At 47.0% G+C, this 13,615-nt stretch carries 12 protein-coding genes; 5 read left to right on the forward strand and 7 right to left on the reverse strand.

From position 1 onward, the window contains the following. Positions 1 to 49: 49 nt before the first annotated feature. From MKZ13_RS03460 to MKZ13_RS03475, 4 genes are all read right to left on the reverse strand, one after another. On the reverse strand, positions 50 to 1,207 hold the full coding sequence (locus tag MKZ13_RS03460) for a Ger(x)C family spore germination protein (RefSeq protein WP_221825750.1): 1,158 nt from the start codon (positions 1,205 to 1,207) through the stop codon (positions 50 to 52). Then, positions 1,204 to 2,673 carry a spore germination protein gene (locus MKZ13_RS03465; protein ID WP_339181765.1) on the reverse strand — a complete coding sequence of 490 codons (1,470 nt, stop codon included), beginning with the start codon at positions 2,671 to 2,673 and terminating at the stop codon, positions 1,204 to 1,206. The genes MKZ13_RS03460 and MKZ13_RS03465 overlap by 4 nt, the downstream gene beginning before the upstream one ends. Next, positions 2,654 to 3,760, reverse strand: coding sequence for an endospore germination permease (locus MKZ13_RS03470; RefSeq protein WP_221825755.1), 1,107 nt, complete (start codon positions 3,758 to 3,760; stop codon positions 2,654 to 2,656). Before MKZ13_RS03470 ends, MKZ13_RS03465 begins: the two co-directional genes overlap by 20 nt. Before the next feature lie 167 nt (positions 3,761 to 3,927). Beyond that, entirely contained in the window at positions 3,928 to 4,863 is a 936-nt protein-coding gene (locus tag MKZ13_RS03475) for a DMT family transporter (RefSeq protein WP_221825758.1), read from the reverse strand. Between the two features lie 168 nt (positions 4,864 to 5,031). Between MKZ13_RS03475 and MKZ13_RS03480 the strand changes: the two genes are divergently transcribed. Continuing rightward, positions 5,032 to 6,417 (forward strand): PLP-dependent aminotransferase family protein, encoded by a 1,386-nt coding sequence (locus MKZ13_RS03480; protein ID WP_313771533.1) that lies wholly within the window; start codon positions 5,032 to 5,034, stop codon positions 6,415 to 6,417. Between the two features lie 137 nt (positions 6,418 to 6,554). Here the strand turns inward: MKZ13_RS03480 and MKZ13_RS03485 are convergent, their stop codons facing one another. Further along, positions 6,555 to 7,874, reverse strand: a complete 1,320-nt coding sequence (locus MKZ13_RS03485) for a glutamate-1-semialdehyde 2,1-aminomutase (protein ID WP_339181769.1) — start codon at positions 7,872 to 7,874, stop codon at positions 6,555 to 6,557. A 131-nt stretch (positions 7,875 to 8,005) separates the two neighbouring features. Beyond that, on the reverse strand, positions 8,006 to 9,049 hold the full coding sequence (locus MKZ13_RS03490) for an LCP family protein (protein ID WP_237178444.1): 1,044 nt from the start codon (positions 9,047 to 9,049) through the stop codon (positions 8,006 to 8,008). Positions 9,050 to 9,264: 215 nt separating this feature from the next. On the opposite strand from MKZ13_RS03490, the gene MKZ13_RS03495 reads away from it, so the two are divergent. Genes MKZ13_RS03495 through bcp form a run of 4 tightly spaced genes read left to right on the forward strand, consistent with a single transcriptional unit; the run spans position 9,265 to position 12,408 of the window. Next, on the forward strand, positions 9,265 to 10,311 hold the full coding sequence (locus tag MKZ13_RS03495; protein WP_036614079.1) for an ABC transporter ATP-binding protein: 1,047 nt from the start codon (positions 9,265 to 9,267) through the stop codon (positions 10,309 to 10,311). A 1-nt stretch (position 10,312) separates the two neighbouring features. Further along, positions 10,313 to 11,107, forward strand: coding sequence for an ABC-2 family transporter protein (locus MKZ13_RS03500; RefSeq protein ID WP_036614077.1), 795 nt, complete (start codon positions 10,313 to 10,315; stop codon positions 11,105 to 11,107). 5 nt (positions 11,108 to 11,112) lie between these two features. Continuing rightward, positions 11,113 to 11,898: an ABC-2 family transporter protein gene (locus MKZ13_RS03505; protein WP_221825763.1), complete on the forward strand. Its 786-nt coding sequence runs from the start codon at positions 11,113 to 11,115 to the stop codon at positions 11,896 to 11,898. A gap of 45 nt (positions 11,899 to 11,943) precedes the next feature. After that, a complete protein-coding gene (gene bcp, locus MKZ13_RS03510) occupies positions 11,944 to 12,408 on the forward strand; it encodes a thioredoxin-dependent thiol peroxidase (RefSeq protein WP_339181776.1) in 465 nt (154 codons plus the stop codon). Positions 12,409 to 12,501: 93 nt separating this feature from the next. On the opposite strand, the gene MKZ13_RS03515 is transcribed toward bcp, so the two are convergent. Next, on the reverse strand, positions 12,502 to 13,599 hold the full coding sequence (locus MKZ13_RS03515; protein WP_339181779.1) for an endospore germination permease: 1,098 nt from the start codon (positions 13,597 to 13,599) through the stop codon (positions 12,502 to 12,504). Positions 13,600 to 13,615: the final 16 nt, after the last annotated feature.

Below are 13,615 nucleotides of genomic sequence, written 5' to 3' on the forward strand. Positions count from 1 at the left end.
GCCCCGTAACCTTGCATTCAATGCAGGTACGGGGCTTCTTTTCTTCATTTTATTTACCGTATTTGTACGTGCTCGCATTCAGGATATCCACGTGGACCTCCACTTTACCAAGTTTAAAACGTTTGAGTGGATCCGCCCGGTTATCGACTTCCTGTTTCCATAAGGGAAGGTTGTGGCGATATAAGTGTTCCACAAGACCATAGGAATCAATCATGCGCGACTTGTTTTTTTCGAACGTATCTCGGATTTGGGATTCGATCTGTTTCTCGGCTTCTTGTTCCATGGCATCTGGAGACCGAGGAGCCCCATGATCTTCAGTGATGGTACCTTTGGCCGAGGTAACCAGATCAAATGTGACGCCATCTCCTTGTTTCCTCGCCTTGATTTTTGTCTTGGGATGATGAAGCAACAAGGTTAAATCAGGAGTTTTTCCACCATTCCCATATACGTATAGTGGGTACTGATGTACTCGCTCATAATTTACGTATCGTGTACCATCTGCTTCTGCTCCCCCAACTCTACCCTGACTTTTGCTTTTGGAAATGACATAAAATCCATCCATTTTAACAAGGGGTGGCGTCTTATCGCCGTTGAACCAGGTCTCATTCCTTGTTGAAACCGAAGGTAAAAGAACGACGGAAGCCGGTTCCCGTAGTCCATCGAGAAGCTGATGGAGCCGGATAGGTTCGTAACTTGAATGCTGTTTGTATAACCTCATGGGCTCAAATATCTCGATCGTCTGGGCGGATTGATTCAGCAAGACCGAAGGAGAGAGCACTTCAGGAATGTCCTGCTCTGTAGCGTAGATCCATGGTGTATATCTCAACTGACCGGAATGCAACAGTGTATTAAAAGTATCTTCGAGTCGTCCGTTCAGCACATTTTTGGATAAAACAATGGCTTTGACATGGGTCCACAGTGTTTGCTGTTGTGAAGTCTCATATAGATCATTAATAGCCATACTGAGTGTTGTGCCTTCTCCCCGCCCAATCCAGATATCCTTTGCCTCCCGAGAAGTTGGTGCTTCCTGTTTAGCAATACTGGAGAAATCAATCAGTTGAGCGTAAGTAATATATCGATCATCCTTATAGTCTATCCCTACCGCCGTAATAAAGTTAATGCTCTGTACCTCTTTGGAGTCCCAGCACCCCGTTAACAGGATCAAGCAACATACAATTAGACCGCTCAAGGATGCCCATCTTGTCAAGGACGTTTTCTCCGACGGGTGGAGTCCTGGGTATGAAGTGCGGCTGGGCGCTTGGTTCGTTTCATCGAGGAATGCATGGATACGGCTTGGGTGAAGTCTTCGGGAATGTAGGGAGACACCGGGGCCAGATAGGATACACCATAACACTCCAGTGATACGATGTGGACCAGTAGAGCAAATAATCCAATCATAAAACCAAATAGTCCAAGTATGGAGGATATGGCAAGCATTGCGATGCGGATATGAGCTGTCGCACCACTCAGAACATTATTCACCAGTATATAGCTGGAAATAACAGAGATCGCTACCGTTACAATAATGGTAGGAGACGTTATTCCTGCACGGATGGCCGCATCACCGATAATTAGTCCACCAACTACGCTGACCGTCTGTCCCAAGGCGCGTGGGAGTCTACGGCCGGCTTCATTAAACAGTTCGAACATGAAGATCATCAGGAATGCCTCCAATGTTACCGGCAGGGGTAAGCCCATACGTGTTCCGGTAATAGTTGCGAGAAGAGGCAGAGGAATCTGTTCCACATTGAAGCTGGTCAGGCCAATATAAAAGCCTGGGAAGAAACAGGCGATCAGCAGTCCGGAAATACGTAATATCCGTTCAAAAGTTACGATAAAAAAAGGCGTACTTTCGTCCTCCGGAGACTTCAATTGATTGAAAAGTGTAGTTGGCGCAATGACTGCTACAGGAGAACCTTCGATCAAAACGGCAAAACGACCGTTTAACAGGGAATCGACGACAAAATCGGGACGCTCGGTATTATCTGTAAGTGGAAAGATACTCCTAATCCCTCCCATGACAGCTCGCTCCATGATTGAGGTGCCCAGAATGCCGTCAATCTCAATTTGATCCAGATTGTGCCGAGCTTCTTTCAGAATGTCTGGATTGATAATATCTTTTACATATAGAAGTCCAATGGCTGTCTGTGTACGTCCGCCTTTTACATACTTTTCATAACACATTGAAGAGGTTTTCATTCGTTTACGGATAAGGGCAATATTTACGGATAGTTCTTCTGTAAATCCGTCGCGTGGCCCTTTTACTGATGACTCCAAGGCAGACTCTTCCGGGCTTCGACCTGGAATGCTTGCGATATCCAGACTGCACGCGTGGTCTCCATTCCCGAAAATCAGTAGCAGTTGTCCGCTAAAAATTAATAAATTCAGATTGTCGGTGTCATTTAAATCTTCTACCGGATTCATGGCTAGTTTCATTTCTTTGGGATGTGTCTCTTCCAAATGCATGGAATGCTGTTCAAGACGAGGGATAATAAACTGATTGATTTGTTTTGCATCGACTAAGCCTTCGCAATATAGTGCAATCACTTGCAGGCCGTTTTCACTTTTGGCAGGAAAAGTTTGAAGAACGACATCGGCGCACGGATCAAATTGATCTTGTAATGAGGCCAGCAGTGTTTCATGGGACGTGGTGTCAATCTTCTGATGCTCCATGATGTTTCCTCCTCTGATGACGTGAGTGAATAAAGGCAACTGCCGTTGCTATAATCGCAAGTCCGCTCAGATACGCGAGATTGAACGGAAATATGTATTCGACCAGAAGCTTTTCGAAGGTCATATCATCCAGAGGATACAACATGGTTAGAATAAAGAACACACCTAACGAGATACAACTGATGAGCTTTCTGGTGGAGCTCTTAATATTCCATATTTCTACTATAATATACATGGCGAGACTAATCCGGGTGAACGAGCCTGCGAGCCATTGGTAGATGGAAAAGAAGTCGGTCTGGGCAATGTATTTACCCAAGGAGGCAATTCGCCATTCTTCAAAGGCGGGATATCGCATTTTGGCAGCTTCAAAAGGATCAAATTCCACAATGGCCCCAATGAGTGGGCCGACAGTCAGCCCCACAATAATGAGTGCCAGCATGAGGTACTGCCATACACGTATACGTTTGGTGAGGTGGGGTTGGATGTACCAGATGAACAGCAGTTCAAACATGCCTGCAAGACTGTATACCATGCCATTAAGTACAGGATGCCATCCGTGTTCAAGAACGGGCAGCAGACGGCTGTAATTCTTGTATTGAGTATTCACGATAGAGACATAGAACCCTAATAACACCACCAGTGGCAGGATCAATCCAGCTGTAAAAGCAAGTGAGCGAATACCTTTATACGCAGCGTAAGCACAGAGGGACATCAATGCAATACTGGTTACCAAAACAGGTGTCTCTGTCAGGTAGTTTGTTTTGGCCCAAGTCGTTGTATCGTGCAGGGTGAAATAAATTACGCTCAGAAAAAAAAGACTGTTTCCAACTCGAAAGAACAGGCCAATGGGTTTGCCGAGACGGGATGATAACCATTCATGCAGGGTTTGATGCTGGAGGAAGCGAGAGACATAGGCGAGCATTAGCGCAAATACGAGAAATGGTCCGGTTGATAATAGGACGGAAATCCAAGAATCCCTTTTGGCCGCAGCCAAAAGGGCAGGAATAATCAGAACATGGCTGATCAAGCCAACGGATAACATGATCAACATCATAGCTTGTAAAAATGAAGGTTGTGTTCGTTTCATGCTGAGGGGTCCCCTTTTTCCAATAGACTGTCCTCAGCAGTGTTAACGTGAATGGAGCGCTTCATACCGTCAGTGGAAATAACGAGTGCCCATGGCTTCTCGTATCTTTAGCATCGTTTCCCGGGCGATCTTTCTGGCTTCACGAGTCCCTTCGATAAGAATCTCTTTCACGCTTTGATCATATTAACCAGCCTCTGTTTGCGACCGCTCATATTGGTGCCAAGCACACCAGCGATAATCAACAATGCACCAATATAGTGGTAGTATCCCACTGGTTCATGCAATATCCATGCACCCCCAACTATGGAAATAAGCGTGGACAGATTGCTGAATACACTCATTTGCGAAGCCTCCAGATGAGTCAAAGCATAGCTCGCGAGCAAGGTGGAGATCATCGTGGAGAGGATTGCCAGATAAGCGAGTGCACCCAGATAGGATGTATCTCCAAGCGGTTTGATGTAGTCCATCATGGAACCGCTGGACGCATGCCGGATCAGGGAAGCGGCGTTAAATACGATACAGCCAACCATCAGTGTGACCCAGGTTAATTCCAACGGTTTATACCTCTGGGTCAGTGGTCTCGCAAGCACACCATAACCTGCAAAGCAGACCGTGGATAACAGCAATAATGCAATGCCCTTCAGGTTACCTATAGACATACCGCTTCCTTGCATGATGAAAATAAAGACCACTCCAGCAACAGATAGAAGCAGGAACAGCTTCTGCATCGTGGATGTGCGTTCCTTCAGGAAGACTGAAGCGAGAACGAGTGTGAATACAGGGGCCATGGCCTGTATTATACCCGCTTCCGATGAGTTGGAAGAGACAAGTCCAAAGGCTTGAAAGGCAAAAAATAAGACGGGAGATAAAAGCCCCAGTGGAATGATTCGCCACAGATCACGAAGGCTCAGTCGGATTTTGATCCAGCCAAAAATGACAGGAATGCTGACAACGATCAGCGACAGCGCGAATCGGTGGGCAAGCACATCAATGGGATGTGCAACAGTGACGGTCATTTTAACAAATAGAAAAGATAGACCGATAATGGCTGCGTACAATACAGCTGCGATATAAGTGTATCCCCGAGTGTGTGTTGTGTTCATGAATGCTCCTCCAATACAGTAGTCATAGCGCTTTTATCTTTCATTATCCTGAATTATGTCAGGTTCGAGGCATGTGCTGGCCTTATTCAATATACTGCCAGGTGTATCGTGCTACAATAGATAAAAGGGTAAACTGTAACGGTACAATTGTGGGAGAGGGATGGTGCAGTGAGAAAATACGAAGTGATTGCCGAAGCATTAAAGCAGTGGATTCAGGAACAGATGCTGCAGCAGGATCGTCGCCAGTGGGCAGATAAGGGCATCCGTCTTCCAGCCGTTCGAGTTGTAGCAGAACAATATCAATGCAGTGTAAGCACAGCAATTCGTGCATATGAGTGGCTGGAGCAGCGGCATTTGGTGTATGCCATACCTCAATCCGGTTATTATGCCGTACAGAACGGGACAGGTGCTCAGGACATGGACTGGCAGGGAGCGTTGGACTTTGCTTCAGCGGCTCCCGATCCAAAGGTGTTCCCTTATGCAGACTTTCGTCATTGTGTGGATCAGGCGATGGAGAAGAAGCAAGCAGAGTTATTTATGTATGGCACAGATCAGGGATTACCTTCGCTTATCATGTTGTTGCAGAAGCAGTTTGCAGATTATCAGGTGTTTGCGAGAACAGAGCAGTTCTTTATCACGTCAGGTGTGCAACAGGCACTGGCTGTACTTGCATTGATGCCTTTCCCCAATGGAAAGAGAAAAGTACTGCTTGAACTACCGACCTATCACAATATGCCCTCGCTACTGAGTGGATTGAATGTGCCGATTGTCGGTGTGAGACGTGCCCTGGATGGGCTGGACTGGGCATCGCTTGAACATCAGTTTGCTGAAGGAGATATCAAGTTTTTCTATGTCATGCCGCGCTTTCACAATCCGATTGGCATATCGTTGACTGTTGCTGACAAGAAGAGACTGATCCGGCTTGCACAGCGGTACGATGTCTATCTGGTGGAGGACGATTATCTGGCCGATCTGGAGGACAGTACGAAACAGGACCCGCTATGGTCCTATGATACCGAAGGCCGGGTCATCTATCTGAAGAGTTATTCCAAAATTTTGTTTCCAGGCTTGCGCATTGGTGTAGCTGTTCTGCCCTCACCTCTAATTCAATCTTTTGGTGCTTACAAAAAAATGCTCGATATCGACACGTCCGTCCTGTCTCAAGCTGCTCTGGAGATCTATGTCCACAGCGGAATGTTTGCTCATCACAGGAAAGTGATTCGTAACCGCTATGCTGCCCGGATGCACACGGTGCATGAGCAACTGGACACATATCCAGACTTTGCTCCATTTATGGAGGCTCCTCGAACAGGAGGCGAGCATACCGTATTGCCTTTGGCGGGTGATCTGCCACTTCGTGTTCTGTTGTCCCGGCTTCAAAAGCGCGGAGTGATCGTTGATACGACTGAACGGTATTATCCGGAGGGAACATATCAGGTGCATCAGGATCAGATGCTGCGCTTGAACATCTCCAATGTGCCGAAGCAGCGAATCGAGGAAGGGATGCAGAAGATCCGGGAGGAAATTTTGAAACTTCAGATCAGGCAGAAATAAATTGAAGAATCGGAATGTTGTCCGTATATAACAAAAGGCGTCCACACAAGTTAATCACTTGTTGGACGCCTTTTCCATGAATTGTTAACCATCTACACTACAGCTTGTACGCTATAGTGTGGTGGAAATAATCCGATTTATTCCTGAGCCATCGCCTTGAAGGAAGCTTCTGCGGCTTCCAATGTAGCCTGAACATCCTCATCTGTATGAGCCGTGGTCAGGAACCAGGCCTCATATTTGGATGGAGCCAGGTTAATGCCACGGTCAAGCATATGACGGAAGAAGGAAGCAAACAGCTCTCCATCTGTGTCTTGAGCATGATCGTAGTTCGTCACCGGATGATTACAGAAATGGGTGGAGAACGCACCACGAATCCGGTTGATTGTCAGTGCAATCCCGTGACGGTCAGCAGAAGCTTGCAGACCTGCCGTCAGGTCGATAGCAAGGCGTTCCATCTCTTCGTATACACCCTCGCCTTGCAGGACCTCCAGACATGCGATACCAGCCGAGATGGATGCAGGGTTACCAGCCATCGTGCCCGCCTGATAAGCCGGTCCGAGCGGAGCAACCTGCTCCATAACATGTTTGCGTCCGCCGTAAGCACCGATTGGCAGGCCGCCACCAATAATTTTACCAAGAGCCGTCAGATCGGGTTCAATCTCCGCATGGTTATCGAGTCCGGCATACGTCTGAGTAGAACCGTAATGGAAACGGAAAGCCGTAATGACCTCGTCATAGATAACCAGTGAGCCGTTAGCACGTGTCATGGCACAGAGGCCTTCCAGGAAGCCAGGCTCCGGCATAACCATACCAAAGTTACCCACGATCGGTTCAACCATGACCGCGGCAACATCATCCCCCCAGCGCTCCAAAGCATCTTTCAGGGCTTCCAGATCATTGTAGGGCACAGTAATGACTTCTTGTGCAATACTGGCTGGAACTCCCGCACTGTCAGGAATTCCGAGCGTGGACGGGCCTGAACCGGCAGCGACAAGCACTAGATCGGAGTGACCATGGTAACATCCGGCGAATTTTACGATCTTGTTGCGTTTGGTGTAGGCACGAGCGACCCGAATCGTAGTCATGACCGCCTCTGTACCGGAGTTTACAAAACGAACTTTATCCATGGAAGGAATGGCTTCCTTCAGCATTTTGGCGAGCTTGATTTCAAGCTCTGTTGGGGTACCGTACAGCACGCCATTTGCTGCTGCTTCCGTAATGGCCTGTGTAATATGCGGGTGAGCATGTCCTGTAACAATCGGACCGTAAGCGGCCAGATAATCAATATAACGGTTGTCATCGACATCCCAGAAGTGGGCCCCTTGGGCTTTTTTCATAAATACAGGTGAACCGCCACCAACGGCTTTGAACGAGCGTGAAGGGCTGTTAACACCTCCTACAATATGTTCAAGTGCTTCTGCGTATAGAAGTTCGGAACGGGAACGTGATGTATTCATAAGATAACTTCCTTTCGTCATTCAAAATATGATAAAGAAACAAGCCACAGAAAGATATGATGATTTTCTCATAATAGTATAGCCGGGCACAACGAGAGGGCAGCGTAATGGCTGCCCTCTGCATATTTAGATTACTGAGCCGGTTGCTCTGACTTCTGATCGTCACCACTGGCTGTTTTATCTTCGGTGCTGGTCGTACTATCATCCGTTGTAGCAGGCGGGTGAATAATATCCTGAATATGCTGCTTCAATTTCTCTTCATTGGTAACCGTCAATACTTGCGCACCGCCTGCTGTACGTTCTTCTTTCAGCAGGTTCATTGGCGGAATCTGCTCACTGCCGTTCATGCTGCTCTGATATCCGAGTCCACCCAGCTTCCACATGTCGGAGAGTGTCAGATTCGTATCCACATAAGGATTAACCTGTTCCAGAATGGAGGGAAGTTTGGCAATGGTTGTTGTGGATTGCATTTTCGCTGTGACAGCTTTCAGCAACTCACGCTGACGCTCGGAACGAGCGAAATCCGACATCGCATCATGACGGAAACGAACGTACATGAGCGCTGTCTCGCCATCCAGATGCTGATACCCTTTTTTGAGATCAATATCGTATTCGTTATTGTCTGCTTTACTTGTATAGTGCATGTCTTTCTCCACATCAAAATCCACGCCGCCAACGGCATCCACCAATTTGATGAATCCTTGGAAATCCGTATACACATAATACTGTACAGGAATGCCGAGCAGGTCGCCTGCAGCTTGCATTGCTGCGTTAGGGCCATGCGTGATCGCGGTGTTGATCCGCTCCTTACCGTACCCGTCAATATTGACGTAAGTGTCACGCAGAATGGAGAACAGATTAATTTTTTTGGTGAGTGGGTCGAGCGATACAACCATCATGCTGTCGGAGCGAGGAACTTCACCTTTTTTCAATCCACGTGCATCGACACCCATAACGAGAATATTTACCGTTTCTGTGCCTTCCCATTTGGGTGGGTCAGGAGTATTTACTTTCTCCACATTTTCGATACCTGCGAATGGTGATTCGTCACCGTCTTTTGCCAAACCGTCCAACTGATTGAGAATAGAACCGAAATAATATGTCGCTGCTCCTCCGATAATTAACACGAAGGCGGCAAGAGAAATCCAGATGGTTCTCTTCGTCTTTCTGGTCATGCTAGCTCTCCTTTGTATTTGAGATAAAATATAAAATAAGTCCAAAGTTGTTTCTGTTATAATCTAGCCGAAGCTTTCCGCTCACGTCTCCATCGTCATCAGGCACAGGACGCGGCTCCAGACTATTTTTAAAGCTTGCTGAATTTTGACTGATACCATTATAATTTCTTTTTGGGCTACAAGCAATTTCAACAAAATCCAAGTGAGGTATAATCATGCTGGCGATTGATGTCAAAGATTTGCGCAAGTCGTTTAGCGTCCAGAAAAGCCGAGGTGGGCTGAAGGGCGCGTTTCAGGACCTGTTTGCACGTCAATACCAAGAGGTATTGGCTGTAAATGATATTTCATTTCAGATTCCGCAAGGCGAAATATGCGGATATATTGGGGAGAACGGTGCCGGTAAATCAACAACGATCAAGATGTTGACCGGCATTTTGGTGCCTACTTCAGGGCAAATATCGGTTGGTGGATATGTTCCGTATCAGGAACGGGAGAAGTTTGTACAGAATATTGGTGTTGTTTTTGGTCAGCGCAGTCAATTGTGGTGGGATATTGGCGTGATCGAATCCTTCCATTTATTGCGCAAAGTATATCGTGTCGGAGAGGTCGATTTCCGCAAACGGCTGGATGAACTAGTTGAGCGGTTGCAGCTTCAGGATTTGTTAAGTCGTCCGGTGCGGAAGCTCAGTCTTGGTCAGCGTATGCGCTGCGAGTTAGTGGCAGCCTTGTTGCATAATCCGAGTATTGTTTTCCTGGACGAGCCAACCATTGGTTTGGATATTGTGGTGAAGTCGGAAATTCGGGATTTCTTGAAAGACATGAACAAGGAGCATGGAACAACCATACTGCTCACAACCCATGATTTGCAGGACATTGAGGCCCTGTGTTCCCGGGTGATCATGCTTGATGCAGGCAACATTATCTATGATGGAGGTCTGGATCATCTCAAGTCCCAGTGGGGTAAGGAGCGCGAGATCCGCTTCAAGTTTGGTTCAGCTCACAACATCAGTCAGATGCAGGAATGGACTGCTGCGTTGCCTGTCCGTTGGACGGTAGAGAATGAATTGTCCGCATCTGTATGGATTCCGCTGGAACTGAATGTCTCGGATGTACTCGGACGTGTCGTTGGACAGGCTGATATTACCGATATTCAGATTATCGAGATTAACACGGATGAGATTGTGCGCAGTATTTACCAATCCGGTTCCGCCGAGCGTCCAGAGATTGTGGGAGCAGGGAAAGAAGCGGTGGGTGTATCCTGAGATGAATAGTGCATTTATTGATTTTATGCGCATCCGTTTTCTAACGATGCTGGCATACCGGGTGAATTATTACTCCGGCATTTTGATATATACGCTGAATATCGGCGTGTATTACTTTACCTGGCAAGCCATTTACGGTAGCAGTGGTGAACTCGGCGGCTTCACGGCAGCGCAGATGACCACTTACATCGCTGTATCCTGGATGGCACGTGCCTTTTATTTTAACAACCTGGACCGGGAGATTGCCGCAGATATACGGGATGGCTCCATTGCAATTCAATTCATCAGACCGATCAATTACGTTATGGTCAAAATGATGCAGGGTCTTGGGGAAGGTATTTTCCGCTTTCTGCTTCTCATGATTCCGGGAATGCTCATTGCCATTCTGCTGTTCCCGGTTGAATTGCCTACGGCGCCATCGGCGTGGATTGGCTTTCTCGTCATGCTGTTCTTCAGTTTCCTCATTAATTCCCAGATTAATGTGATAACAGGACTGGCGGCATTCTTTGTGGAAAACAATGAAGGCATGATGCGTATGAAACGCGTCGTGGTTGATTTGTTCTCCGGTCTAATCATCCCGATCAGCCTGTATCCAGGCTGGATGTCCGCAGTGATGAAAGTATTGCCTTTTCAGGCCATTACGTATCTGCCCGGTTCCGTCTTCACTGGAAGAGTGGAAGGTACCGCCATCTGGAGTGTACTCGGTATTCAGGTGTTCTGGTTTGCCGTACTGCTGCTTCCGATGGTATTGATCTGGCGTAAGGCGCGCAAGCGTCTGTTCGTGCAAGGGGGATAACAGATATGTACTATATGGGTCTGGTCTGGGAATATTTGAAAAATTACATGAAAACACGACTTACGTACCGCGCCGATTTCTGGGTGGAGATCCTATCGGATCTGCTGTTCCAGGCAACCAACCTGATCTTTATCTTTGTGGTCTTCCGCCACACGGATAACCTGGGCGGCTGGAGTGAGAGTGAAGTGCTCTTTGTTTATGGATATTTTATGGTGCCCTATGGCATCTTCAGTTGTTTTATCAATCTGTGGGGATTCAGTGAGCGGTACATCGTCAAAGGTGAGATGGATCGGATCCTGACACGTCCTGCACATAATCTGTTCCAAATATTGCTTGAAAATGTGGATCCGCCTGCACTCGTGGGCTCATTTATCGGCCTGATCATCATGATCTTCAGTGGAGCAGAGATGGGTCTGATGCTGGAGTGGTGGCATATCCCTGCCTTAATTATTTTGGCACTCAGCTCAGTCATGATCTATGCCGGAATCTACACCACATTGACTTCACTATCCTTTTATTCGGACGCGCCAACAGGTATCCTGCCGTTGATGTATAACATTCAAGGATATGGACGCTACCCTGTCACGATCTATAACCGTGCCATTCAGGTGCTGTTAACCTGGATCATTCCGTTTGCCTTCGTGGGGATCTATCCCGCAGCCTTGTTCCTGGAAAGGTCCGAGATGCATCGCATGGCGCTGCTTACACCTGTGATGGGATTGGTGTTTGGTTCTATGGGATTGCTTCTGTGGAATTTTGGCGTGAAGCGGTATCGCGGAGCAGGTTCATAATAACGCCCTATAGTAATTCATGGGGGAGATTAGGGAGGAACTGACATGACGTTAAAAGTAGGCGAATTGGCACCGGATTTTGAGCTTCCGTCCAGTACGGGAGAATCGGTAAAGCTTTCGGATTACCGCGGACAGCGGGTGCTGCTTTATTTTTATCCCAAAGATATGACCTCGTCCTGTACACAACAGGCTTGTGATTTCCGGGATCGACATGCTGAATTTGAAGGGCTGAACACGGTCATTCTCGGAATCAGCACCGATCCGATGAAACAACATGACAAGTTTATTGCCAAATATGGACTGCCGTTTACCTTGTTATCGGATGAAGAGCACGTTGTAGCCGAGCAATACGGTGTATGGCATCTGAAGAAAATGTATGGCAAGGAGTACATGGGGGTGGTTCGCTCCACTTTTCTGATTGATGAAGAGGGGAAATTGATCAAGGACTGGTCCAAAGTTCGGGTCAAAGGACATATCGAGGCAGCACTTGAGGCGCTGAAGTCCATATAAGCTGCTCCGGCAACATATAATTAACAATATAAAGGCTGTGTTCGCGGAATTTGTCGTGAACACAGCCTTTTGCATATGCGGATTTCCAGCCCTTTATAACTGTTGCTTATGCTTGCATGAACGAATGCGATATACCAGCAAGAGGAACAATGGAATGATGAAGCTGACGGTGATATTCCAGTCTACCCATACAGGCATGATCGTATCCGTATAGAAAATAACATTTGGAGCAAGCAGTACACCCAGGGCAAATAACAGCAGGGAAGAAGGCAAGATGAGAGGCTTATACGTCTTTAAACGAAATAATTGTGCTGTTCCCAGCACAAAGGCAAATAGATACAGCAGACTTTTGAAATAGGTCGAAATTAACCAGGCGATAGCCATGAATGCTTCGATTCGTTCGAAGAAATTACCTATATTAATCTTTTGTGAAAGAGCGTATGAGATATAGATACTGTGCTGCGTCAGTGTAGGTCCCATCACCATGAGTGAGAGCAGCAATAACAAGCTTAATAGTAATCCCCCAAAGAAGGTAGCCAGCAAGAAATCCCGTTTGAGATGAGGCCCGGGGTTCACGTAGGGGAGAAATACGGAAAGAACAATAAGTTCACCAAAGGAAGTAAATGCACCACGGATGACAGAGTCTGCTAAATGTATCCAGGGAATATCAAAGAAAGGCTGAAGATTAGCAGTCTTGGCTTGAGGAAGAAGCCCCAGAAAGAGAAAAGCTATAAAGACCACAACGATTGGGGCTAACAGTTCGGAGCTTAAACCTATCGTACGAAAACCATGGATAAGTCCCCAGGCCAAAGAGCAAATGATCATCAGAATAATGACCCGAATGGGGGTCTTGAGATAGATCTGGGTTGTCATGAAGTCACCGACCTCACGAACACATGTGGCTGCACCTATAGCGAAATAGAATAGATAGGCAACTGAAAGCACGGAACCAACCCAAGTCCTAAGTAACTTGTTACATATTTCGAAAAGGGACAACTGAGGATATGTTCGATGCAGTTTATATAGAACCCAGATGATGCCAAGACCGATTGGCAGACCAACGAGAGAACAGAACCATGCGTCCTGTTTGCCTACTGCGGTAACAAGTGAAGGGTAGATCAGAACCATATCTCCGATCATAACCAGGAAAGTGAGCAAGGTGAACTGCCGAATTGTGAGTTTTTCCTTCATCAACATGCCCTTCTGC

Origin of the sequence: Paenibacillus sp. FSL R5-0701 (assembly GCF_037973995.1) — a bacterium.
GTDB lineage: Bacteria > Bacillota > Bacilli > Paenibacillales > Paenibacillaceae > Paenibacillus.

Coding starts and splice junctions, on each gene's coding strand:
- MKZ13_RS03465 (WP_339181765.1), bottom strand. CDS start 2,673: ATGGAGCATCAGAAGATTGACACCACGTCCCATGAAACACTGCTGGCC.
- MKZ13_RS03470 (WP_221825755.1), bottom strand. CDS start 3,760: ATGAAACGAACACAACCTTCATTTTTACAAGCTATGATGTTGATCATG.
- MKZ13_RS03475 (WP_221825758.1), bottom strand. CDS start 4,863: ATGAACACAACACACACTCGGGGATACACTTATATCGCAGCTGTATTG.
- MKZ13_RS03485 (WP_339181769.1), bottom strand. CDS start 7,874: ATGAATACATCACGTTCCCGTTCCGAACTTCTATACGCAGAAGCACTT.
- MKZ13_RS03490 (WP_237178444.1), bottom strand. CDS start 9,049: ATGACCAGAAAGACGAAGAGAACCATCTGGATTTCTCTTGCCGCCTTC.
- MKZ13_RS03495 (WP_036614079.1), top strand. CDS start 9,265: ATGCTGGCGATTGATGTCAAAGATTTGCGCAAGTCGTTTAGCGTCCAG.
- MKZ13_RS03500 (WP_036614077.1), top strand. CDS start 10,313: ATGAATAGTGCATTTATTGATTTTATGCGCATCCGTTTTCTAACGATG.
- MKZ13_RS03505 (WP_221825763.1), top strand. CDS start 11,113: ATGTACTATATGGGTCTGGTCTGGGAATATTTGAAAAATTACATGAAA.
- bcp (WP_339181776.1), top strand. CDS start 11,944: ATGACGTTAAAAGTAGGCGAATTGGCACCGGATTTTGAGCTTCCGTCC.
- MKZ13_RS03515 (WP_339181779.1), bottom strand. CDS start 13,599: ATGAAGGAAAAACTCACAATTCGGCAGTTCACCTTGCTCACTTTCCTG.